General features: G+C 51.5%; 18 protein-coding genes and 1 riboswitch. Of the genes, 7 read left to right on the top strand and 11 right to left on the bottom strand.

All coding sequences use genetic code 11. The annotated features are described in order from the left end of the window. The first annotated feature begins 120 nt into the window (after nt 1–120). Nucleotides 121–240: riboswitch (TPP riboswitch) on the top strand. Nucleotides 241–381: 141 nt separating this feature from the next. From thiC to thiH, 6 genes are read left to right on the top strand one after another with little or no spacing between them, the layout of a single operon-like run. After that, nucleotides 382–2,331: a phosphomethylpyrimidine synthase ThiC gene (gene thiC, locus X965_RS17145; RefSeq protein ID WP_036419167.1), complete on the top strand. Its 1,950-nt coding sequence runs from the start codon at nt 382–384 to the stop codon at nt 2,329–2,331. Beyond that, nucleotides 2,318–2,983 (top strand): thiamine phosphate synthase, encoded by a 666-nt coding sequence (thiE, locus tag X965_RS17140; RefSeq protein WP_036419165.1) that lies wholly within the window; start codon nt 2,318–2,320, stop codon nt 2,981–2,983. The genes thiC and thiE overlap by 14 nt, the downstream gene beginning before the upstream one ends. Then, complete coding sequence (locus X965_RS17135; protein ID WP_036419162.1) at nt 2,973–3,731, top strand: HesA/MoeB/ThiF family protein; 759 nt, start codon at nt 2,973–2,975, stop codon at nt 3,729–3,731. The genes thiE and X965_RS17135 overlap by 11 nt, the downstream gene beginning before the upstream one ends. Then, complete coding sequence (gene thiS, locus X965_RS17130) at nt 3,722–3,922, top strand: sulfur carrier protein ThiS (protein ID WP_036413552.1); 201 nt, start codon at nt 3,722–3,724, stop codon at nt 3,920–3,922. The genes X965_RS17135 and thiS overlap by 10 nt, the downstream gene beginning before the upstream one ends. A 2-nt stretch (nt 3,923–3,924) precedes the next feature. After that, the gene (locus tag X965_RS17125) at nt 3,925–4,692 is read left to right on the top strand and encodes a thiazole synthase (protein WP_036419160.1); all 768 of its coding nucleotides are present in this window, start codon (nt 3,925–3,927) and stop codon (nt 4,690–4,692) included. Then, nucleotides 4,692–5,819 carry a 2-iminoacetate synthase ThiH gene (thiH, locus tag X965_RS17120; protein ID WP_036419157.1) on the top strand — a complete coding sequence of 376 codons (1,128 nt, stop codon included), beginning with the start codon at nt 4,692–4,694 and terminating at the stop codon, nt 5,817–5,819. The genes X965_RS17125 and thiH overlap by 1 nt, the downstream gene beginning before the upstream one ends. A gap of 35 nt (nt 5,820–5,854) precedes the next feature. On the opposite strand, the gene X965_RS17115 is transcribed toward thiH, so the two are convergent. Continuing rightward, on the bottom strand, nt 5,855–7,291 hold the full coding sequence (locus X965_RS17115; protein WP_004242299.1) for a sodium:alanine symporter family protein: 1,437 nt from the start codon (nt 7,289–7,291) through the stop codon (nt 5,855–5,857). Nucleotides 7,292–7,305: 14 nt separating this feature from the next. After that, entirely contained in the window at nt 7,306–8,478 is a 1,173-nt protein-coding gene (locus X965_RS17110) for a PLP-dependent aspartate aminotransferase family protein (protein ID WP_036419154.1), read from the bottom strand. 184 nt (nt 8,479–8,662) lie between these two features. Between X965_RS17110 and X965_RS17105 the strand changes: the two genes are divergently transcribed. Further along, nucleotides 8,663–9,466, top strand: a complete 804-nt coding sequence (locus X965_RS17105; protein WP_004242301.1) for a MerR family transcriptional regulator — start codon at nt 8,663–8,665, stop codon at nt 9,464–9,466. Between the two features lie 67 nt (nt 9,467–9,533). Here the strand turns inward: X965_RS17105 and X965_RS17100 are convergent, their stop codons facing one another. From X965_RS17100 to secE, 9 genes are all read right to left on the bottom strand, one after another. After that, the gene (locus tag X965_RS17100) at nt 9,534–10,847 is read right to left on the bottom strand and encodes a polysaccharide deacetylase family protein (RefSeq protein ID WP_036419151.1); all 1,314 of its coding nucleotides are present in this window, start codon (nt 10,845–10,847) and stop codon (nt 9,534–9,536) included. An 85-nt stretch (nt 10,848–10,932) separates the two neighbouring features. Then, nucleotides 10,933–15,159 carry a DNA-directed RNA polymerase subunit beta' gene (gene rpoC / locus X965_RS17095; RefSeq protein ID WP_004242303.1) on the bottom strand — a complete coding sequence of 1,409 codons (4,227 nt, stop codon included), beginning with the start codon at nt 15,157–15,159 and terminating at the stop codon, nt 10,933–10,935. Nucleotides 15,160–15,267: 108 nt separating this feature from the next. Beyond that, nucleotides 15,268–19,296: a DNA-directed RNA polymerase subunit beta gene (rpoB, locus tag X965_RS17090; protein WP_004242304.1), complete on the bottom strand. Its 4,029-nt coding sequence runs from the start codon at nt 19,294–19,296 to the stop codon at nt 15,268–15,270. Nucleotides 19,297–19,644: 348 nt separating this feature from the next. Further along, a complete protein-coding gene (rplL, locus tag X965_RS17085) occupies nt 19,645–20,010 on the bottom strand; it encodes a 50S ribosomal protein L7/L12 (RefSeq protein ID WP_004242306.1) in 366 nt (121 codons plus the stop codon). 66 nt (nt 20,011–20,076) lie between these two features. Then, nucleotides 20,077–20,574 (bottom strand): 50S ribosomal protein L10, encoded by a 498-nt coding sequence (gene rplJ / locus X965_RS17080; protein WP_004242307.1) that lies wholly within the window; start codon nt 20,572–20,574, stop codon nt 20,077–20,079. A gap of 320 nt (nt 20,575–20,894) precedes the next feature. Next, nucleotides 20,895–21,596, bottom strand: coding sequence for a 50S ribosomal protein L1 (gene rplA, locus X965_RS17075; RefSeq protein ID WP_004238485.1), 702 nt, complete (start codon nt 21,594–21,596; stop codon nt 20,895–20,897). 3 nt (nt 21,597–21,599) lie between these two features. Continuing rightward, complete coding sequence (gene rplK, locus X965_RS17070; protein WP_004238484.1) at nt 21,600–22,028, bottom strand: 50S ribosomal protein L11; 429 nt, start codon at nt 22,026–22,028, stop codon at nt 21,600–21,602. A 147-nt stretch (nt 22,029–22,175) separates the two neighbouring features. Beyond that, on the bottom strand, nt 22,176–22,721 hold the full coding sequence (nusG, locus tag X965_RS17065; protein WP_004238483.1) for a transcription termination/antitermination protein NusG: 546 nt from the start codon (nt 22,719–22,721) through the stop codon (nt 22,176–22,178). Between the two features lie 10 nt (nt 22,722–22,731). Continuing rightward, a complete protein-coding gene (gene secE / locus X965_RS17060; RefSeq protein ID WP_004238482.1) occupies nt 22,732–23,109 on the bottom strand; it encodes a preprotein translocase subunit SecE in 378 nt (125 codons plus the stop codon). Nucleotides 23,110–23,381 lie beyond the last annotated feature (272 nt).

Genomic DNA, 23,381 nt, shown 5'->3' with positions numbered 1-23,381 from the left:
TTTATAGTCAGCCGCCGCGGTGTAACCACTGAATATCAGGGAGGATGATCGGGAACGCTTCGGGTGAATAAATGATGTTATAAAAAGGTTGTAGTTTCCGGGCAGCTTCTTATACTGAAATCTTTCTTGTCGGAGTGCCCAGTATTTATCTCTGTGATAAATCGGGCTGAGACCGTTAATTCGGGATCCGCGGAACCTGATCGGGTTAGTACCCGCGAAGGGAACAAGAGTAATCTTTCCTTTTTTAACCGCTGTTTTCAGCCGCCGCAATGCGGGTTTTATCAGCAGCCGGTTATCACGCATTACTCCTGACGCACCTCCAGACAAGCAATTTCTCACTTTTTCTTCCGGCGTTGCCGGTTTCACTGTAAGGAATTTGCTATGTCCCGTGAACAACGTATTGATACCACTGATCTCTCCCCGGGCGCGGAAACCGCCGCCCCGTCCAAAGCCCGTACCCGCCGTGAGCAGCGCGACGCGGCAGAGGAATATATCAGCACCCTGAAAGGGGTAAATTTCCCGAACTCCTCCCGTATTTATCTCACCGGCTCGCGCCCGGATATCCGGGTGCCGATGCGGGAAATTGCCCTGTCCCCGACCCTGATCGGCGGTGATAAAGCCAATCCGCAGTATGAAGAGAATGAGCCGGTGCCGGTTTATGATACCGCCGGGCCGTACGGCGACCCGCAGGTGAAACTGGATGTCCGTACCGGTCTTGCCCGTCTGCGTGAGCAATGGGTTGCAGAGCGGGGTGATACCGAAGCGGTGACACAACTAAGTTCTGATTTTACCCGTGACCGGCTGGCTGATAACGGCCTTGACCATCTGCGCTATCCAAACCGCCCGGCACCGCTGAAAGCCAAAACCGGAAAATGCGTGACACAACTGCATTATGCCCGGAAAGGGATTGTCACCCCGGAGATGGAGTTTATCGCCATCCGCGAAAATATGGGGCGTGAACGCATCCGGGGCGAAGTTCTGCTGCAACAGCATCCGGGACAGCATTTCGGTGCCAATCTGCCGGATAACATCACCCCGGAGTTTGTCCGCGATGAAGTCGCTGCCGGACGCGCCATTATCCCGTCCAATATCAACCACCCGGAATCCGAGCCGATGATTATCGGCCGCAATTTCCTGGTAAAAGTGAATGCCAATATCGGCAACTCCTCTGTCACCTCCTCCATTGAGGAAGAAGTGGAGAAACTGGTCTGGTCCACCCGCTGGGGCGCGGATACGGTGATGGATCTCTCCACCGGCCGCTATATCCACGAAACCCGCGAGTGGATCCTGCGTAACAGCCCGGTGCCTATCGGTACTGTGCCGGTGTATCAGGCACTCGAGAAAGTGAACGGTGTGGCCGAGGATCTGACCTGGGAGATGTTCCGCGATACCCTGCTGGAGCAGGCGGAACAAGGGGTGGATTACTTCACCATTCACGCCGGTGTCCTGCTGCGTTATGTGCCGATGACGGCAAAACGCCTGACCGGCATTGTGTCACGCGGCGGCTCGATTATGGCGAAATGGTGTCTGTCCCATCATCAGGAAAACTTCCTCTATCAGCACTTCCGTGACATCTGTGAAATCTGCGCGGCGTATGATGTGGCGCTGTCGCTCGGTGATGGTCTGCGTCCGGGCTCTATTCAGGATGCCAACGACGAAGCCCAGTTCGCTGAACTGCATACTCTCGGCGAGCTGACCAAAATCGCGTGGGAATATGATGTGCAGGTGATGATTGAAGGCCCGGGCCATGTGCCGATGCAGATGATCCGCAAAAACATGACCGAAGAACTGGAGCACTGCCATGAAGCGCCGTTCTACACCCTGGGGCCGCTGACCACCGATATCGCACCGGGCTATGACCATTTCACATCCGGCATCGGTGCGGCACTGATCGGCTGGTTCGGCTGTGCCATGCTCTGTTATGTGACACCGAAAGAGCATCTCGGATTACCGAATAAAGAAGATGTTAAACAAGGACTTATCACCTATAAAATCGCCGCACACGCCGCCGATCTCGCCAAAGGACATCCGGGAGCCCAAATCCGCGATAACGCGATGTCAAAAGCACGTTTTGAATTTCGCTGGGAAGATCAGTTCAATCTGGCGCTGGACCCGGAAACCGCCCGGACTTACCACGATGAAACCCTGCCGCAGGCATCCGGCAAAGTCGCGCATTTCTGTTCAATGTGCGGGCCGAAATTCTGCTCAATGAAAATCTCACAGGAAGTCCGCGACTACGCCGCCGGGATGGAAGAGATGTCTGACGCCTTCCGCGCCAAAGGCAGCGAGCTGTATCACAGCGCAGAGGAGCGTATCGATGAATCTGCCTGACGCGCCGTTTGCCCGGACGGAACACAAATTAGGGCTGTATCCGGTGGTGGACTCACTGATGTGGATTGAGCGGCTGCTGGCATCCGGTGTGCGGACAATCCAGCTGCGCATCAAAGACAAAACCGATGCACAGGTGGATGAGCAGATCCGCACCGCTGTTGCGCTGGGGGAAAAATATCAGGCGCGGCTGTTTATCAATGACTACTGGCGTTCTGCCATAAAGCACGGTGCGTATGGTGTGCATCTCGGCCAGGAAGATCTGGATATTGCTGACTTGCGGGCAATTCAGCAGGCCGGACTGCGCCTCGGGATTTCCACCCACGATGACAACGAGTTGCTGCGTGCCAAAGCGCTGCGTCCGTCCTATATCGCGCTGGGGCATATTTTCCCGACACAAACCAAAATCATGCCCTCTTCCCCGCAGGGACTGGAAAACTTAGCCCGCCAGGTCGCGGCCACGCCGGATTTCCCGCTGGTCGCCATCGGCGGTATTTCCCTTGAACGCGCCCCTGCCGTGGCCGCCACCGGCGTCGGCAGTATTGCGGTGGTCAGCGCCATCACCAAAGCCGCTGACTGGCAGGCTGCTACCCGGCAGCTGATGACACTGACCGGGGAAGCCGCTGAATATCAGGAGGTTAACCATGCTGAATGATCATGATTTTATGCGCTACAGCCGCCAGCTGCTGCTGGAGGATATCGGCCCGGAAGGTCAGCTGAAACTCAAACAGTCTCATGCGGTGATCACCGGCCTCGGCGGACTGGGTTCACCGGCGGCGCTGTATCTGGCCGCCGCCGGTGTCGGTGAGCTGACCCTGATTGATGATGATGAGGTACATCTATCCAACCTCCAGCGCCAGATTTTATATACCGAAGCCGATGTGCCGGACAATAAAGCCCGCACTGCGGCAGCACGTCTGCGGGCGCTGAACCCGGCCCTGACACTCAATGTGATCACCGAACGTCAGACCCGGGAAACGCTGCAACACATTGTACAAACAGCAGATATTGTCCTCGATTGTACCGACAACATGGCCACCCGCCATGCCATCAACGCCGCCTGTATCACGCAGCAAAAAACCCTGGTCAGCGGCAGTGCGGTTGGTTTCAGCGGACAGCTTCTGGTACTGCAGCCGCCGTTTGAGCATGGCTGTTACTGCTGCCTCTATCCGGATGATGTCATTCCGGAACGCAACTGCCGCACCGCTGGTGTGCTCGGCCCGGTTGTCGGGGTGATCGGCACGCTCCAGGCGCTGGAAGCGATCAAACTGCTGGCCGGATTGTCTTCCCCGCTGAACGGAAAATTACGCCTTTTCGACGGCAGACAGCAAAGCTGGAGCACATTACAGCTCCGGCGGGCGGCAGAGTGCCCGGTGTGTCAGGAGGCAGCCGCATGCGCATAACGGTGAATGACGAGGTGATGGATATTGATTCTCCCATTACCGTCAGTGAACTGCTGGCATTTCTCGGCCGTCCCGTGGCGGGTATTGCTGTCGCGGTAAACCAGGCCATTGTTGTCCGTGGCTGCTGGTCAGAACACGTTGTCCGCGACGGCGATCAGATTTTACTTTTTCAGGCTATCGCAGGAGGTTAATGATGCTGACGATTGCAGATACCATATTTACATCCCATTTATTTACCGGCACCGGGAAATATACCAGCAGCCGGGTGATGCAGGAGGCGATTGCCGCCTCCGGCAGCCAGTTAGTCACCATGGCGATGAAGCGTATCGACCTTTCTCAGGGACACGATGATATCCTTGCCCCGCTCCGTGAACTCGGTATTAAACTGCTGCCGAATACTTCCGGTGCAAACAATGCCCGGGAAGCGGTGTTTGCCGCACAACTGGCGCGGGAGGCGCTCGGCACCAACTGGATCAAACTGGAGATCCACCCCGATGCCCGTTATCTGCTGCCGGACCCGGTTGAAACCCTGGCTGCGGCAGAAATACTGGTGAAAGAGGGGTTTGTTGTCCTGCCTTACTGCAGTGCGGACCCGGTACTATGCCGCCGGTTGCAGGAGGCCGGATGCGCCGCCGTTATGCCGCTGGGTGCACCTATCGGCTCCAATCAGGGATTACAGACCCGCGATATGCTGCGCATTATTATTGAACAGGCAACGGTTCCGGTAGTGATTGATGCCGGGATCGGCGCACCAAGTCACGCCCTCGAGGCGATAGAACTGGGTGCAGATGCCGTGCTGGTTAATACCGCGATGGCCGTTGCCCGCTCACCGGTCACCATGGCAAAAGCGTTCCGTCTGGCCATTGAGGCCGGGCTGCTGGCGCGGGAGGCAGAGCTGGCGCCGAAGCAGTTGCAGGCATCGGCATCCAGCCCGCTGACCTCATTCCTCGGAGCATTGTGATGAGTGAAAAAACCTTCAGTGACCGCTGGCAGCAGCTGGACTGGGATGATCTCACCTTACAGCTCAACAGCAAAACCACGCGGGATGTCGAACGGGCACTGAGTGCAGACACGCTGACCACCACGGATTTTATGGCACTGATCTCCCCGGCGGCCCGGCCGTATCTCGAAATCATGGCGCAGAAAGCACAGACACTGACCCGGCAGCGTTTCGGCCATGTCGTCGGGATGTATGTCCCGCTCTATCTCTCTAACCTGTGTGCCAACGACTGTACTTACTGTGGCTTCTCCATGAGCAACCACATTAAGCGCAAGACCCTGACACCGGCAGAAATCCATAGCGAATGTAAGGCAATAAAAGCCCTCGGCTTTGACAGCCTGCTGCTGGTCACCGGCGAACATCAGCGCAAAGTGGGAATGGACTACTTCCGCGAAACCTTCCCGCTGATCCGTGATTATTTCAGTACCATGATGATGGAAGTGCAGCCGATGGCGACAGAGGAATACGCCGAACTGCGCACGCTGGGGCTGGACGGCGTGATGGTGTATCAGGAAACCTACCATGAGAGCACCTATCAGCGGCACCATCTGAAAGGGAAAAAACAGGATTTTCACTGGCGGCTGCAAACCCCGGATCGCCTTGGTCAGGCCGGGATCAGCAAGATCGGGCTCGGCGCGCTGATCGGCCTGTCCGGTCAGTGGCGGACAGACTGCTACATGGTCGCGGAACATCTGCACTATCTGCGCCAGCGCTACTGGAAAACCCGTTATTCCATCTCTTTCCCGCGCCTGCGCCCGTGTGCAGGCGGTATTGAGCCGGAATCCCTGATGAATGAAGCGGAGCTGGTGCAGCTTATCTGTGCATTCCGCCTGTTCGCACCGGATATTGAGCTGTCACTCTCCACCCGCGAATCACCGTATTTCCGTGATCATATGGTGCCGGTGGCGATAAACCAGGTCAGCGCCGGTTCCCGCACTCAGCCCGGCGGCTATGCCGAAGAGGATGATCCGGAACTGGAGCAGTTCAGCCCGCATGACAACCGCTCGCCGCAGCAGGTCGCGGATGCCCTGCTCGCCGCCGGTCTTCAGCCGGTCTGGAAGGACTGGGACAAATATCTGGGAAGATAAGGAAAGAAAGGCCGGTGAATACCGGCCTGATTTTTTTATTCTATCCGCTTACAGTAAGTCACCGGCGGCACATCCTGTCCGGCATTTTTCGCCGGAATATAGCGATCCCAGAAATCATTAAATAACCGGAAAATCTCTTTCCGCCGGCTCAGTATTAATGTCATAGTGATCAGCACATAAACCGCACTCAGAATATCGGTCAGCGCCCATAAAATATCGGCCTGAAGGTTAGTGAATAACACAATCGGCGCCAGGTAATAAACCCGGTACAGATTCTTCGCGATTTTATTGGCTCTGGTGTCCCCGAAGAAAAAGTTCACCGCTTTCTCACAGGTAAAATACATGCCGATGGTCGTGGTACAGGCCAGCAGGGTGATAAATATCGCCATAAACCAGCTGCCCGCATCACCGTATGTCACTTTAAATGCCAGCGTGGTCAGGCGTGATGAGGTAATACCGGCGTAATCCACCCACACGTTAGTGGTCAGAATAGCCAGCGCGGTAACAGTACAGATAATAATGGTCAGGAAAACCTCGCCGAAACCCCAGCTGGACTGGCGGATCGGGTGATCGGTTGTTGCTGCCGCATGTGCCACAATACCGTAGCCGGTTCCGGCGTCATTGGAATAAATCCCCCTGGCGATCCCGAAACGGATGGCTTCCATCACAGTTGCTCCGGCAAATCCGCCGACACCGGCAGCCGGTGAAAAGGCCGATTTAAAAATCAGCGCAAATGCAGGCAGGATCTGATCATAATTCATCACCAGCAGAATAACGGCAACGGTCAGATAGGTGATCGCCAGTTTCGGCACCACACTTTCCATTTTGGAGGAAATACCTTTTAATCCGCCGATAATGACACTGGCAATAAAAATAACCATCACCAGCAATGTCAGGTAACTGTCGACATTAAACGCTTCTTCGATAGAGGACGTCGCGGATTCACTCTGTACCAGACAAGTCCACGGCCCGAGCATAAAACAGCATACCGACAATGCAACCGCACCTTTTTTCCAGCCCAGAGCATGTTCCATCACAAATGAGCGGTCACAGACATACTCATCCATCGATTTTTCATATTTGACGCGGTAACGCTGGCCGAGAATAATTTCACAGGCTTTGGTCGCAATTCCGAAAAAAGCAGAAAACCAAAGCCAGAATATCGCGCCCGGCCCGCCCATCGTAATCGCGGTTGCCACCCCGCCGATACTGCCGATACCCACGGTATTCGCCAGCGCGGTACAGGCGGCGGCAAAACTGGATACTGAGCCCGCCCCCTGAATTTGTTCACCGGCATTTTTTTTCTTAAACAACCCGCCGTAGGTATTTTTAATATTAAAACGGAAATTCAGCTGGTATTTAAACCGGAATTTAATGGTCAGCCAGATACCAAGACTGACTAATAAAACCGGCATCGGATAAGTCCAGATAAAATCTGAAAACTGATTAATAATATTAAGAATCGTGTCCATAGTGAGTATCCGGTTTAATTAAACACATCAAGTGCCTGAGTAATATCAGCAATTAAATCTTCGGCAGCTTCGCATCCGGCAGAAATACGGATAAGCCCCTCATGCATACCGAAATCAATCAGTTGCTGCGGTGTAAATTCAGTGCGGAATGCGGTTGCCGGATGCGCCAGAGAGGTGCGGAACCCGCCCAGCGTGCCCAGATAGGTAATAAGATTTAAACGGCGGATAAAAGCATCGACTTTTGTCTGGTCATCAGCGACACGGAAACTGAGCATCGGGCCGCAGCCCTGCAGAAACAGGGATTTCGCTAAATCATGCTGAGGATGTGACGCCAGGCCCGGATAATTCACCTGAGCCACACGCGGGTCACCGCTGAGTGCTTCCGCAATACGCTGTGCATTTTCCATCTGGCGCGATACCCGCATTTCCATTGTCCGGATGCTGCGCAGACAGAGCCAGGCCGTATAAGGATCACTGCATCCTCCCAGCAGGCGGGCTTTCAGCTCAATTTTCTGCATCAGTGCCTGTGAGCAGGTTACCGAGCCGGCGGTTAAATCACTGTGGCCCCCGAAAAATTTGGTCAGGCTGTGGATCACGATATCCGCGCCGTGCTGTAAGGGCTTTATGACAAACGGGGTTGAAAAGGTATTATCCACCACCAGCAGGCAATCATTCGCCCGGCTGATACCGGCAATGGCATCGATATCGACCACTTTAATCAGCGGGTTACTGATAATTTCAGTATACAGCATCACCGTTTCCGGCCGGATGGCGGACTGTACCGACTCCGGTGACAGAAAATCCGCATAGGTTACTGTTACCCCCAGCGGAACCAGAATTAAATCAATCAGTTCGATGGTTTCGCCGTAAATAGCCTCATTCACGACAAGATGGTCGCCCTGTCTGAGCAGGCTCAGCAGTGTTGCTGAGATTGCTGCCATCCCGGAGGCCATAACGGCAGAGACTTCTCCGTCTTCCATCAGTGAAATCGCGGCAGATAAGCTGTCCCGGTTCGGGTTTGCGGTACGGTTATACTGATACTCACCATTGCCGCTGCTGACCGCAAAATAGTGCTGCGTATCCTGCATGGCATAGGCGGTAGCCGGAAAAATAGCGGGCGCATCCGGATGAATATGACCCGGTAAATTCATTTCCCCTGAATACAATAGCTGTGTGCGTTCTTTCATTTTTTATCCTGCTTTTTTAACAATAAATAACAATGCGCACACCCTAAACCTTATAGCTGGAATAAGGTTAAATCCGTAATTCAGGTTATGAGAAGATAATCACAAAATTATTTCCCCGGGAAATAGTATGTTAATTTTAAATCTGATAATTTAAATAAAAGTAATTATTTTACAGGCAGCAATCATGAAGAAATATTTTACTATCGGGGAAACTGCCGCGCTATTAGGCGTTTCAACGCAGACACTGCGTTTTTATGATAAAAAATCCATTCTCAAACCAGGTTATACGGATAATGAAAACGGATACCGTTATTATACATTTGAACAATTTCATTATATCGACAGAATTAAATATCTTCAGAAAATGAATATGAGCCTGAGTGATATTAAAACTATTATGGAAAGTGGCGATAAAAATAAATTGACCGAATATTTAATCCAGGAAAAATCACGTAAATTACAGCAGATGGCAGAATTAAAAAAGACCATTGAAACGCTGGACTGGTATCTGGATTACTTTACCTTCACTGATAATAAACCGCGCAACGGGGCTTTTTATACCACCGAATTACCGGAACGCTGGTGTCTGTTTGTTCCCTGTTATCCGGCAGATCGCCCGATTTCAAAAATGGAACTGCGGCTGGCTGAAATGAAAGCCAGACCGGAAAATCAGTCCCTCGATTATCTGCGGCAATACGCCTATGTGCTGGATTATAAAAACATTATTGAGCAAACCTTCTACCCGTCGAAATACCTGATTTACCTGAAAGAGAAACCGGATTTTGATTCTCCGAATCTGGTGTGTTTACCGGCCGGGTTTTATCTTTGCTGTATCTGTCATTATCTCAGTGAGAATATCGATGCTGAAATGGTGAAACGTTATTTCCACGGAAAAGAAAAACCACGGATGGTTATCGCCAATGAATTTGAAGATAACCTGGTCAGTTATGAATCCGCCCCTTATGAACTGCAATTTCTGATTTCATAATGTACACACAAAAAAATGGCCTGATAATCGTTATTATCAGGCCGTGAGTTGTTATATAAAAACGGGATTATCTGTCGACAACAATATCCTTATTCACCACTTCCGGACCACTGTTGCCAATCATGGTGGCAAATTTCTCAATCGGGTCGGTACGCAGTGCATACAGGCGTTTCAGCGCATATGGATTATCGCCGAGGCGGACTTTCCCCTGAATGGTGGTGACGGCCATCGTCATACCGGCCTGCTGTGCGGCATCCATCGCATCCTGATTATATGCCCCGAAAGGATATGCCAGATAATGCTGTTCGGGGTTCAGTTTCGCCAGAACGCGCTGCGAACGCTGGTAGTCCAGCAGGATCGTGTGTTCCTTACGGCTGAAAATAATCGGGTTTTTGCGGTTATCCAGCCGATGTAAAAAATGCGTATGTGACTGAATATCAAACACATCCCGTGACTGCATCAGCTCCGGCCAGCACATAAACTGCAATCCGTCCGGTGCCCATTTCTGCGGTTTTGATTTCACCCGCGAGGAAATCACAAACAGTGTGGCTTTCTGATCATTCTGCTTCAGGATCGGATATGCATAGCGGTAAACCGATTTCAGGCCATCGTCGAACGTCAGCGCCACCACTTTACCCGGCAGGTTATTTTCCTTCGCCAGATAACCGGCCACATCATCAAGGGAAATCGTCCGGTAACCGGCCTTCTTCAGATAATCCATCTGCGCCTTAAAGGCTTCAACGGATGTGGTGGTCGAGGTATGACGGAAATTCCTGTTTTCACTGTCTTTCAGGATATGATGATACGTCAGGATCGGAATCCCTTTGTCCAGTTCCACATCTGACAGGCGGATGTACGCCAGTCTGTCCGCCAGGCGGATAGTCAGCCAGACAATTTTTTCACCTTCCCGGTTTTCCCTGACCATTTTGGCCAGCACCGGATAACGCAGATCACCAAACAGGGTGGCAACAGGGGATTTAGATTCATCCGGCGAGCCAAACACATTGGTGTTGCTGATGGTTATCAGATAATCATAAATCGGATTATTGAGTTCATTCAGTGTATCCAGCGGCGGCACGACTTTAGGTTTTTTATCTGACAGCTGTTCGCTGCCGATAAAACCGCGATCATTACCAAACTGTAATTCACGGAATTCGCCCTTCATCGGATAAATATAAAAACCGTGTGACGGGTTCAGTTCCGCAACCCCCTGCATCACACCGGCCACCGGAGCAAAAATCACCTGCGGTTCTTTTACCTGAATCAAAACCGGCGGTTCATCTTTCAGTAACCATTCCTGAGAATCAGAAGGCACTTCCGCCGCCCGGCTGACACCGGCGACAGAAAATAAAATCATAAAAATAAACAATACGTTGCGCATAATATGCCCGTTTACCTGCTGTACTGCACAAAAAAGCCCTCCTTAAAAAAGGAGGGCTGTTCAGTCAGTTACATTGCTGTATCACTTACTCTTTGCTGCCACCGAAGCCGGCGTTCAGAAGCTCAGCTAAGTTAGCTGTTGCTTCATCAGCGCTGACCTGCTGTGGTGCTGCCTCGGCAGTTTCTGCCAGGTGACGGCGGCGGATACGATCCTGGTGGTACGCGAAACCGGTACCGGCCGGGATCAGGCGACCCACAATGACGTTCTCTTTCAGACCGCGCAGTTCGTCGCGTTTACCCGCAACGGCCGCTTCGGTCAGAACGCGTGTGGTCTCCTGGAACGATGCCGCAGAGATAAAGGACTCTGTTGCCAGAGACGCTTTGGTGATACCCAGCAGATCACGTTCGAAGGTTGCAGGGATTTTGCCTTCCTGCTCCAGCAGACGGTTTGCCACTTTCACGCGTGCATATTCAACCTGCTCACCTTCGAGGAACTCAGAGCTTCCCGCAGAGGTGATGGTGACTTTACGCAGCATCTGACGAACGATAACTTCGATGTGTTTATCGTTAATCTTAACGCCCTGTAAGCGGTAAACTTCCTGGACTTCGTTCGCGATATAACGTGCAACGGCATTCACGCCGCGCAGACGCAGGATATCGTGCGGTGATTCCGGACCATCAGATACGACGTCACCACGTTCAACCATTTCACCTTCGAACACGTTGAGCTGACGCCATTTCGGAATCATCTCTTCGTAAGGATCGCTGCCGTCGATTGGTGTGATCACCAGACGACGCTTACCTTTGGTCTCTTTACCGAACGAGATGATACCGCTGATTTCAGCCAGGATCGCAGGCTCTTTCGGACGACGCGCTTCGAACAGATCCGCAACGCGCGGCAGACCACCGGTAATATCCTTGGTACCGACAGATTCCTGCGGGATACGTGCCAGCGTGTCACCGGCGGTGATTGCCACGCCGTCATCCAGCTGAACAATCGCTTTACCCGGTAAGAAGTACGCTGCAGGCATATCAGTGTTCGGGATCAGAACATCGTTACCCTGTGCATCGACAATTTTCAGTGCCGGACGCATTTCTTTCGCACTGGTGGTACGTTCTGCAGAATCCAGAACAACCAGTGAGGACAGACCGGTTAATTCATCAGTCTGACGGGTAATGGTCTGGCCGTCGTGCATGTCGGTAAAGCGGATGATACCGGACACTTCACTGACAACCGGCATGGTATGCGGATCCCAGTTAGCGACAGTTTCACCGCCGTTGACGGCTTCACCGTCACCTTTGGAGAGCTGGGCACCGTAAGGTACTTTGTAGCTCTCTTTGGTACGGCCGAATTCGTCGATCAGACGCAGCTCTGTGTTACGGGACGTGATAACCAGTTTGCCCGCAGAGTTCATGATGAACTTCGCGTTGAACAGTTTCAGTGTACCCTTGTTACGGACCTGAATGCTGGATTCCGCAGCAGCACGGGATGCCGCACCACCGATGTGGAACGTACGCATCGTCAGCTGTGTACCCGGTTCACCGATTGACTGTGCCGCGATAACACCCACCGCCTCACCGGCGTTGATGATGTGACCACGCGCCAGGTCACGGCCGTAGCATTTCGCACAAACACCGAAGTCAGTTTCGCAACTAACCACAGAGCGGACTTTCACGCTGTCGACTGAGTTTTCTTCTAACAGGTCACACTGTTTTTCGTGCAGCAGGGTGTTACGCGGGATAAGAATATCCGCAGTACCCGGCTTCAGAATATCTTCAGCAGCCACACGGCCTAATACGCGGTCGCGCAGAGGTTCTTTAACATCACCACCCTCGATAACCGGGGTCATGACGATACCTTCGTGCGTACCACAGTCATCTTCAGTGATGACGAGGTCTTGCGCCACGTCAACCAGACGACGGGTCAGGTAACCGGAGTTTGCTGTTTTCAGTGCGGTATCCGCCAGACCTTTACGTGCACCGTGGGTTGAGATGAAGTACTGGAGTACGTCAAGACCTTCACGGAAGTTCGCGGTGATTGGCGTTTCGATGATGGAACCATCCGGTTTCGCCATCAGACCACGCATACCGGCCAGCTGACGAATCTGTGCAGCAGAACCACGCGCACCGGAGTCGGCCATCATAAAGATACTGTTGAAAGAAACCTGCTGTTCTTCTTCGCCGTCGCGGTTAACCACGGTTTCAACAGACAGGTTTTCCATCATCGCCTTGGCAACACGTTCGTTGGCCGCGGCCCAGATATCGATAACTTTGTTATAACGTTCGCCGGCGGTAACCAGACCAGACTGGAACTGCTCCTGGATTTCTGCCACTTCCGCTTCGGCTTCCGCGATGATCCCGGCTTTTTTCTCCGGAATAACCATGTCATCGATACCAACGGATGCACCTGAACGGGCAGCGTAGGCAAAACCGGTGTACATGATCTGGTCAGCAAAGATAACGGTCGGCTTCAGACCCAGAATACGGTAACAGGTGTTCAGCATTTTGGAGATTGCTTTTTTACCCAGCGGCTGGTTAACCAGTGAGTAAGGCAGACCACGCGGAACGATACGCCATAAGATGGCACGGCCGACAGTGGTATCAATCATGCTGGTACGCTTGGTGATATTACCTTCGCCGTCTTTCACTTCTTCAGTGATACGGACTTTCACACGGGCATGCAGAGACGCATGACCGGCGCGGTATACACGCTCAGCTTCAGTTGAACCGTTCAGTACCATGCCTTCGCCTTTGGCGTTAACACAGTCACGGGTCATGTAGTACAGGCCCAGAACAACGTCCTGAGAAGGTACGATAATCGGATCGCCGCTTGCCGGTGACAGGATGTTGTTGGTGGACATCATCAGGGCACGGGCTTCGAGCTGAGCTTCCAGGGTCAGAGGAACGTGAACCGCCATCTGGTCACCATCGAAGTCGGCGTTATATGCCGCACAAACGAGCGGGTGCAGCTGGATAGCTTTACCTTCGATAAGGATTGGTTCAAACGCCTGAATACCCAGACGGTGAAGTGTCGGTGCACGGTTCAGGAGAACCGGGTGCTCACGGATAACTTCATCCAGGATATCCCATACGACCGCTTCTTCGCGCTCAACCATTTTCTTGGCTGCTTTAATGGTGGTTGCGAGACCACGCAGTTCCAGCTTGCCGTAGATGAACGGTTTGAACAGTTCCAGTGCCATTTTCTTAGGCAGACCGCACTGATGCAGACGCAGGTATGGACCTACGGTGATTACAGAACGACCGGAATAGTCAACACGCTTACCGAGCAGGTTCTGACGGAAACGACCCTGTTTACCTTTGATCATGTCTGCCAGAGATTTCAGCGGACGCTTGTTAGAGCCGGTAATTGCACGACCACGACGGCCGTTATCCAGCAGCGCATCCACGGCTTCCTGCAGCATACGTTTTTCGTTACGTACGATGATGTCAGGTGCAGCCAGATCCAGCAGGCGTTTCAGACGGTTGTTACGGTTGATCACACGACGGTACAGATCGTTCAGATCTGAAGTCGCAAAGCGACCGCCGTCGAGCGGAACTAACGGACGCAGATCCGGTGGTAATACCGGCAGCACTGTCAGGATCATCCACTCAGGTTTGTTACCGGACTGAATGAAGGCTTCCAGCAGCTTGATGCGCTTGGTCAGTTTCTTACGTTTGGTTTCTGAATTGGTTTCATTCAGTTCTTCGCGCAGGTTTTCGACTTCCTGTTCCAGATCCATTGCTTTCAGCAATGCCTGGATGGCTTCCGCACCCATTTTCGCGTCGAATTCATCACCGAACTCTTCCAGAGCGTCGAGATACTGTTCTTCTGTCAGAATCTGGCTGCGCTCAAGGCTGGTCATCCCGCCTTCAACAACAACATAAGATTCAAAGTACAGAACACGTTCGATATCACGCAGCGGCATATCCAGCAGCAGGCCGATACGGGACGGCAGTGATTTCAGGAACCAGATGTGTGCGGTCGGTGATGCCAGTTCGATGTGACCCATGCGCTCACGGCGCACTTTAGTCTGAGTCACTTCAACACCACACTTCTCACAAATCACACCACGGTGTTTCAGACGTTTGTACTTACCGCACAAACATTCGTAATCTTTTACCGGCCCGAAGATACGCGCACAGAAAAGCCCGTCACGCTCAGGTTTGAACGTACGGTAGTTAATGGTTTCCGGCTTTTTCACTTCACCAAATGACCATGAACGAATCATGTCAGGTGAGGCCAGACCAATTTTGATCGCATCAAACTCTTCGGTCTTGGTTTGCGCTTTCAGAAACTTTAATAAGTCTTTCACGAAATGGCTCCTGTCGGAGTTAGACCTGTGAGACAAACGGTCGTCTGTTTGTCCCTTAAACCAGATTTACTGGTGCTGCCCGTGTACCACGGGCAGCCACAACGGTAATTACTCGTCTTCCAGCTCGATATTGATACCGAGGGAACGGATTTCTTTCAGCAATACGTTGAAAGATTCCGGCATTCCCGGCTCCATCTGATGACTGCCGTCGACGATGTTTTTATACATCTTCGTACGACCGTTAACGTCATCCGATTTCACAGTCAGCATCTCCTGGAGGGTGTAAGCGGCACCGTATGCTTCCAGTGCCCACACTTCCATCTCCCCGAAGCGCTGACCACCGAACTGTGCCTTACCACCCAGCGGCTGCTGGGTAACCAGGCTGTAAGAACCGGTAGAACGCGCATGCATCTTGTCATCAACCAAGTGGTTCAGTTTCAGCATGTACATATAGCCGACGGTAACCTGACGCTCGAACTGCTCGCCGGTACGACCATCAAACAGTGTGATCTGACCGGAAGTCGGTAAGCCACCCAGGGTCAGTAATGCTTTGATTTCCTGCTCTTTTGCACCATCGAATACTGGTGTTGCTGTCGGCATACCTTTTTTCAGGTTGTCCGCCAGACGCAGAACTTCTTCATCACTGAAGGTGTTCAGATCCACTTTCTGACGCGGGTCGTTACCCAGGTCATAGGCTTTCTGGATGAATTCACGTAATTTCGCGACTTCCTGCTGCTCTTTGATCATCTGGTTGATTTTGTCACCGATGCCTTTCGCAGCCATACCCAGGTGGGTTTCCAGAATCTGACCGATGTTCATACGCGATGGTACGCCCAGCGGGTTCAGTACGATGTCAACAGGGTTACCTTTTTCATCGTATGGCATATCTTCGATAGGGTTAATTTTTGAGATAACCCCTTTGTTACCGTGACGACCCGCCATTTTATCACCAGGCTGGATCTGACGTTTAACAGCCAGATACACTTTAACGATTTTCAGCACGCCCGGTGCCAGATCATCGCCCTGGGTGATTTTGCGGCGTTTCGCTTCCAGTTTCTTGGCGAACTCAGATTTCAGTTCGTCATACTGTTCTGCCAGCTGTTCTAACTGATTCTGTTTCTCTTCATCAGTCAGAGCCAGTTCTAACCAGCGCTCGCGCGGCAGTTTGTCCAGTTTGTCAGCTTCCATACCGCCGTTGATCAGAACGGAACGGATACGGCTGAACAGACCGGCTTCCAGAATCTGGAGCTCTTCGGTCAGGTCTTTCTTCGCGTCACGCAGCTGCATCTCTTCGATTTCGAGAGCACGCTTGTCTTTTTCCACGCCATCGCGGGTAAAGACCTGGACGTCGATAACAGTACCGGAAACACCATTCGGTACGCGCAGAGATGAATCTTTCACGTCTGACGCTTTTTCACCGAAGATAGCACGCAGCAGTTTCTCTTCCGGGGTTAACTGTGTTTCACCTTTCGGTGTCACTTTACCGACCAGAATGTCGCCGCCTTTCACTTCCGCACCGATATACACGATACCGGATTCATCCAGTTTGGAGAGAGCCGCTTCACCCACGTTAGGGATGTCCGCAGTGATCTCTTCAGGCCCCAGTTTGGTGTCACGGGACACACAAGCCAGTTCCTGGATGTGGATAGTGGTGAAACGGTCTTCCTGAACAACACGCTCGGACACGAGGATGGAGTCTTCGAAGTTGTAACCGTTCCATGGCATAAATGCCACACGCATGTTCTGACCCAGTGCCAGTTCGCCGAGGTCAGTTGACGGACCATCAGCCAGCACGTCACCGCGCTCAACCGGCTCACCCAGCGATACGCAAGGAGTCTGGTTGATACAGGTGTTCTGGTTAGAACGGGTATATTTGGTCAGGCTGTAGATGTCGATGCCCGCTTCGCCGGCATACATTTCATCTTCATTTACCTTGATAACGATACGTGATGCGTCAACGTACTGAACAGTACCGCCGCGTTTGGCTACGGCTGTAACACCGGAGTCAACGGCTACCGCACGTTCCATACCGGTACCAACCAGCGGTTTGTCAGCGCGCAGAGTCGGAACCGCCTGACGTTGCATGTTCGCACCCATCAATGCACGGTTGGCGTCATCGTGTTCCAGGAACGGGATCAGGGATGCACCGACAGAAACCACCTGCTGGGTGGAAACGTCCATGTACTGAACCTGATCACGGCTGAATAAGCTGGATTCACCTTTGTTACGGCAGGTGATCAGTTCATCAACGAAGTGGCCGTCGTCATCTAATACGGTGTTTGCCTGTGCAATGATGAAGTTACCTTCTTCGATTGCAGACAGATAATGAATTTCATCAGTAACAACATCGTCACGCACTAAACGGTACGGGGTTTCCAGGAAACCATATTCGTTAGTCTGTGCATAAACAGATAAGGAGTTGATCAGACCGATGTTCGGACCTTCAGGGGTCTCGATAGGACATACGCGACCGTAGTGAGTCGGGTGAACGTCTCGGACTTCGAAGCCGGCACGTTCACGGGTCAGACCACCCGGGCCTAATGCTGAGATACGGCGTTTGTGCGTAATTTCTGACAGCGGGTTGTTCTGGTCCATAAACTGGGACAGCTGGCTGGAACCAAAGAACTCTTTAACCGCAGCAGAAATCGGCTTGGCGTTGATCATATCCTGAGGCATCAGGTTATCCAGATCACCCAGAGACAGACGCTCTTTCACTGCACGCTCAACACGGACCAGACCCACACGGAACTGGTTCTCTGCCATTTCACCGACAGAACGGATACGACGGTTACCTAAGTGGTCGATATCGTCCACTTCACCGCGGCCGTTACGGATGTCGATCAGTTTCTTCATGACATCAGTAATGTCCTGCTGGCTCAGGATCCCGGTACCGTCAGAGTCATCACGACCCAGTGAACGGTTGAACTTCATGCGGCCGACCGCAGACAGATCATAACGATCTTCAGAGAAGAACAGGTTCTCGAACAGGTTTTCAGCAGCTTCGCGGGTTGGCGGCTCACCAGGACGCATCATGCGGTAGATTTCTACCAGTGCGCTTAAACGATCGTTGGTCGGATCCACACGCAGGGTTTCTGACATGTAGGCGCCGTGATCCAGGTCGTTGGTGAACAGGGTTTCAATGGTTTTGTGACCGGACTGGCTCAGACGCGCCAGCAGATCCAGTGACATTTCCATGTTCGCCGCACAGATTAATTCGCCGGTCGCTTCATCGATGTAATCACGCGCAACCACTTTGCCTGCGATATATTCAACAGGAACTTCAATCTGGCTGACTTCGTCTTTTTCCAGCTGGCGGATATGACGGGCAGTGATACGACGGCCTTTCTCAATATAAACTTTACCGTTCGCTTCGATATCGAAGGACGCAGTTTCACCACGCAGACGCTCAGGAATGAGGGTCATGGTCAGTTTATTATTGCGGATTTCAAAGGTGGTTTTTTCGAAGAACAGGTTCAGAATGTCTTCGGTGCTGAAATTCATCGCACGCAGAATGATCGAAGCCGGTAATTTACGGCGGCGGTCAATACGGACAAATAAGTTGTCTTTCGGATCGAACTCGAAATCCAGCCATGAACCACGGTAAGGAATGATACGTGCGTTATACAGCACTTTACCGGAAGAGTGTGTTTTACCTTTGTCACTGTCAAAGAACACGCCCGGGCTGCGGTGTAACTGAGAAACGATAACACGCTCAGTACCGTTGATAACGAACGTTCCGTTTTCGGTCATGAGCGGAATCTCGCCCATGTAAACTTCCTGTTCTTTAATATCTTTAACTGTGCCTTCCGGTGCTTCACGCTCGTAAACAACCAGACGCAGTTTTACGCGCAGTGGTGCGGAAAAGGTTACGCCGCGGATCTGACATTCTTTAACGTCAAATACCGGCTCACCCAGACGGAAGCTGACATATTGCAGTTCAGCATTGCCACTGTAGCTCTGAATCGGGAAAACGGAACGGAACGCGGCTTCCAGGCCGTTCTGACCGTCCGGATCGAGTTCAATGAATTTCTGGAATGAATCCAGCTGGATAGAAAGGAGATAAGGTACATCCAGCACTTGCGGACGTTTACCAAAATCCTTACGAATACGTTTCTTCTCGGTATAGGAGTAAACCATAGGGTTCCTCAGCTCGCTTGATCAGTGACCCGGCCTGCCCGTATCGGACGGACAGTCGCTACAACTATCTAATTTGGACAGAAAATTGAACATTTTCTGTTAATACCCATTGCTATTACTCTTAAATCATTTCATTGCGCTGCTGACTACCGAGCTACCCGAGCGAATCGCAGTCATAAACACAGTATATTAAGTCGTCAATAGCAAAAAGTATTCGGAGAGTTTGCGGGTGTCAGATAACACAACTGTTACCCCGGAAACACACGCATGCGCATTAGCGCAAAAAGGCTGGTGACCAATAAGTCACCAGCCATCAGCCATTTTCAGGCTGCTACTGCAAAAAGTGGCTTATTTAACTTCAACTTCCGCGCCAGCTTCTTCCAGAGATTTTTTCAGAGTTTCAGCTTCATCTTTGCTCACACCTTCTTTCAGTGCAGCAGGTGCGCTTTCAACTAAGTCTTTAGCTTCTTTCAGGCCCAGACCAGTTGCGCCGCGAACAGCTTTGATTACTGCAACTTTGTTAGCGCCTGCAGCTTTCAGAATAACGTCGAACTCAGTTTTCTCTTCAGCAGCTTCAGCAGGACCCGCAGCAACTGCTACAGCAGCAGCAGCAGAAACGCCGAATTTTTCTTCCATCATGGTGATCAGTTCAACAACGTCCATTACAGACATTTCAGCAACTGCGTCCAGGATTTGTTCTTTAGTGATAGACATACGATATGTTCCTAAAATTCAGAATAAGTTTATACGTTAAAAAGCAACGAAGAAAAGAAAGGGCAATTAAGCTGCTTCTTTCTGATCGCGTAACGCTGCCAGAGTGCGAACCAGTTTGCCTGCAGAGGCTTCTTTCATGGTTGCCATCAGGCGCGCGATTGCTTCTTCGTAAGTCGGGAGTGTTGCTAAGCGATCGATATCTTTCGCTGCAATTAACTCACCTTCAAAGGCTGCGGCTTTAATCTCGAATGCAGGGTTCGCTTTCGCGAATTCTTTGAACAGACGAGCAGCAGCGCCCGGATGTTCATGAGAAAATGCAATCAAGGTAGGACCGACGAATACGTCTTTCAGGCACTCAGAAGAGGTACCTTCAACAGCACGACGCAGCAGGGTGTTACGTACTACACGTACAGTAACGCCAGCTTCACGACATGCTTTACGCAGACCGGTCATTTTATCTACAGTCACACCACGGGAATCCGCGACAACTGCAGACAGCGCACCTTTGGCAACTTCGCTGACTTCAGCAACAATCGCTTGTTTGTCTTGAAGATTTAATGCCATTAGCTTCTTGCTCCTGGTTTAGCCGGGTAATACAACCCCGGAACTCACTTCACTCAGCACCGGAAGGTGGAGAGCGCTAAAACACGGTGAGCAGAATACTCGAATAAAATTCTTGTGGCTCTGTCACCGTCTACGCAGGAAAATTAAGTAATCACTTACACCTGCGGTCTTGGACGGGGCCCGGAAAAGGCCGGGCTCCAACCGAAATTCTGGCTGTGCCTGATTCTGTGATAATTTCACTAAATCAAATACAGCAAACATTGGGCGTCAGATTCTACAGAAACCTGACCCCAATGTAAAGCGCTTACTATCCGCAGATATTAAGCAGCAGCAGTCAGACCAGACTGGTCGATTGCAACACCCGCACCCATGGTGGTAGACAGGCTGATTTTCTTGATGTACACGCCTTTCGCTGAAGATGGTTTTGCTTTTTTCAGCGCAACCAGCAGAGCTTCCAGGTTTTCTTTCAGTTTATCAGTGTCGAAATCTACTTTACCGATAGTGGTGTGGATGATCCCGTTTTTGTCGTTACGGTAACGAACCTGACCCGCTTTAGCGTTGTTCACAGCTTCAGCAACGTTAGGCGTTACAGTACCCACTTTCGGGTTTGGCATCAGGCCGCGCGGGCCTAAGATCTGACCTAATTGGCCAACAACGCGCATTGCATCCGGAGATGCGATAACAACGTCGAAGTCCATTTCGCCGGCTTTGATTTTGTCAGCCAGGTCTTCCATACCAACCAGTTCTGCACCTGCAGCTTTAGCAGCTTCAGCGTTAGCGCCCTGTGCGAACACAGCTACGCGGACAGAACGACCGGTACCGTTTGGCAGTACAGTTGCACCGCGAACGTTTTGGTCAGATTTACGTGCATCGATACCCAGGTTAACGGCAACGTCAACGCTTTCAACGAATTTAGCAGTCGCTAATTCTTTCAGCAGGGCTACGGCTTCATTGATGTCGTACAGTTTGGTAGCATCAACTTTTTCACGGATATTGCGCATGCGCTTGGTCAGTTTAGCCATCGATTAACCCTCCACTACCAGGCCCATGGAACGAGCAGTACCTTCGATAGAACGCATCATAGCTTCTACATCGGCACCAGTCATATCCGCTGCTTTAGTCTCAGCAATCTCACGAACCTGAGCAGAAGTAATTTTACCTACTTTCTCTTTGTTCGGTTTGCCGGAACCAGATTTCAGACCTGCAGCTTTCTTCAGTAAAACTGCCGCTGGCGGAGTTTTAGTGATGAAAGTGAAAGAACGGTCAGCATAAACGGTGATAACAACCGGGATTGGTAAACCTTTTTCCATGCTGTCTGTTTTGGCGTTAAACGCTTTACAGAATTCCATGATGTTCACACCCTGCTGACCCAGTGCTGGACCAACCGGTGGACTTGGGTTTGCCATACCAGCTGCAACCTGCAGTTTGATATAGGCTTGTACTTTCTTAGCCATTTAAAAATCCTCAATGTGGGTAATAGCGCCGGTTATCCCGGCTCCCCTATGAATACAGGCCCGCGTGAAAACGCGAACCCCTGAAAAACAAAAGGCGCGAAATTGTAGATAAATTTCCCGCCCTTTGCAAGCCCGGAAAAAAAACCGTTACGGTTTTTCGACCTGACTGAAATCCAGTTCGACCGGTGTTGCACGACCAAAAATAGAGACTGATACCTTCAGGCGGCTCTTCTCGTAGTCGACTTCTTCAACAACACCGTTAAAGTCTGCAAACGGACCATCGGAAACACGGACCATTTCGCCCGGCTCGAACAGCGTTTTCGGACGCGGCTTATCACCCACCTGCTGCAGGCGGTTCATAATCGCATCAACTTCTTTATCGCTGATCGGTGCAGGACGATCGGATGTTCCGCCGATGAATCCCATTACACGCGGTACGTTACGCACCAGATGCCAGGATGCATCGTTCATCGCCATCTGAACCAGGACATAGCCCGGGAAGAATTTGCGCTCACTTTTGCGGCGCTGACCGCTGCGGATCTCGACGACTTCTTCCGTTGGCACCATGACTTCGCCAAATGAATCTTCCATCCCGTTGATTTTGATATGTTCACGCAGAGACTGCGCAACCCGGCTCTCGAATCCGGAGAAAGCCTGGATGACATACCAACGTTTTTTAGGAGAATCCGACATCTTTAGAACCTCAGAAGGATGTTATATAGGAAACAAGACGGACAAGGATACCATCAAGGCCCCATAACACTAACGACATAACCGCTGTGACTGCCGCAACGATCAGTGTTGTATGCAGTGTTTCCTGACGTGTAGGCCAGATCACTTTACGCATTTCAACCCGTGCTTCGCGGGCAAAAGTCAGTGTCGCTTTGCCTTTCGTTGTCCACAGTGCAATACCACCGGCTAATGCGATGACGACAACAACTGCCAGCGCACGCAGCGCGAGATTAAATTCGCGGAAGTAGTAGTTACCGCCGATAGCAGCGATCAGCAGAACTGCGACCACTAACCATTTGGCAATGTCAGCACCACGGCCGTTTTGTTGAGCTTCGCTATTCGCACTCATAAACCAACCTGTAACCATGAAATAAAAAAGTCAGCCGGACTGCCTCGCTGTTGCAAAACAAATCAGACCAAAATTAGGGACAGATGCAATTGTATCTGACTTGGCGTCATAATCCAGCATGAGTTTCGTATTCTTCGAGATACTCACCATTCGTTGCGTGAGAGCCTATCTCACCAGTAGTTGATGATCAACTAGTGATGAGATAGGTTCTTCATAAAACAACGCAGAAAAAGGGCATCAAATGATGCCCTTTTTAGGATTATTACATCCGT

The sequence above is a fragment of the Morganella sp. EGD-HP17 genome (assembly GCF_000512315.2).
GTDB classification, from domain to species: domain Bacteria; phylum Pseudomonadota; class Gammaproteobacteria; order Enterobacterales; family Enterobacteriaceae; genus Morganella; species Morganella morganii.
Note: the sequence above shows the minus strand (reverse complement) of the source record. Positions and strands in the feature narration are given on the sequence as shown.

What these genes read in the sequence shown, in the direction of transcription:
- thiE (WP_036419165.1), top strand. Translation starts at nt 2,318, where the DNA reads ATGAATCTGCCTGACGCGCCGTTTGCCCGGACGGAACACAAATTAGGG.
- nusG (WP_004238483.1), bottom strand. Translation starts at nt 22,721, where the DNA reads ATGTCGGATTCTCCTAAAAAACGTTGGTATGTCATCCAGGCTTTCTCC.
- rplA (WP_004238485.1), bottom strand. Translation starts at nt 21,596, where the DNA reads ATGGCTAAACTGACCAAGCGCATGCGCAATATCCGTGAAAAAGTTGAT.
- secE (WP_004238482.1), bottom strand. Translation starts at nt 23,109, where the DNA reads ATGAGTGCGAATAGCGAAGCTCAACAAAACGGCCGTGGTGCTGACATT.
- rpoB (WP_004242304.1), bottom strand. Translation starts at nt 19,296, where the DNA reads ATGGTTTACTCCTATACCGAGAAGAAACGTATTCGTAAGGATTTTGGT.
- thiH (WP_036419157.1), top strand. Translation starts at nt 4,692, where the DNA reads ATGAGTGAAAAAACCTTCAGTGACCGCTGGCAGCAGCTGGACTGGGAT.
- X965_RS17115 (WP_004242299.1), bottom strand. Translation starts at nt 7,291, where the DNA reads ATGGACACGATTCTTAATATTATTAATCAGTTTTCAGATTTTATCTGG.
- thiS (WP_036413552.1), top strand. Translation starts at nt 3,722, where the DNA reads ATGCGCATAACGGTGAATGACGAGGTGATGGATATTGATTCTCCCATT.
- thiC (WP_036419167.1), top strand. Translation starts at nt 382, where the DNA reads ATGTCCCGTGAACAACGTATTGATACCACTGATCTCTCCCCGGGCGCG.
- rplL (WP_004242306.1), bottom strand. Translation starts at nt 20,010, where the DNA reads ATGTCTATCACTAAAGAACAAATCCTGGACGCAGTTGCTGAAATGTCT.
- rplJ (WP_004242307.1), bottom strand. Translation starts at nt 20,574, where the DNA reads ATGGCATTAAATCTTCAAGACAAACAAGCGATTGTTGCTGAAGTCAGC.
- X965_RS17125 (WP_036419160.1), top strand. Translation starts at nt 3,925, where the DNA reads ATGCTGACGATTGCAGATACCATATTTACATCCCATTTATTTACCGGC.
- rplK (WP_004238484.1), bottom strand. Translation starts at nt 22,028, where the DNA reads ATGGCTAAGAAAGTACAAGCCTATATCAAACTGCAGGTTGCAGCTGGT.
- X965_RS17105 (WP_004242301.1), top strand. Translation starts at nt 8,663, where the DNA reads ATGAAGAAATATTTTACTATCGGGGAAACTGCCGCGCTATTAGGCGTT.
- X965_RS17100 (WP_036419151.1), bottom strand. Translation starts at nt 10,847, where the DNA reads ATGCGCAACGTATTGTTTATTTTTATGATTTTATTTTCTGTCGCCGGT.
- X965_RS17135 (WP_036419162.1), top strand. Translation starts at nt 2,973, where the DNA reads ATGCTGAATGATCATGATTTTATGCGCTACAGCCGCCAGCTGCTGCTG.
- X965_RS17110 (WP_036419154.1), bottom strand. Translation starts at nt 8,478, where the DNA reads ATGAAAGAACGCACACAGCTATTGTATTCAGGGGAAATGAATTTACCG.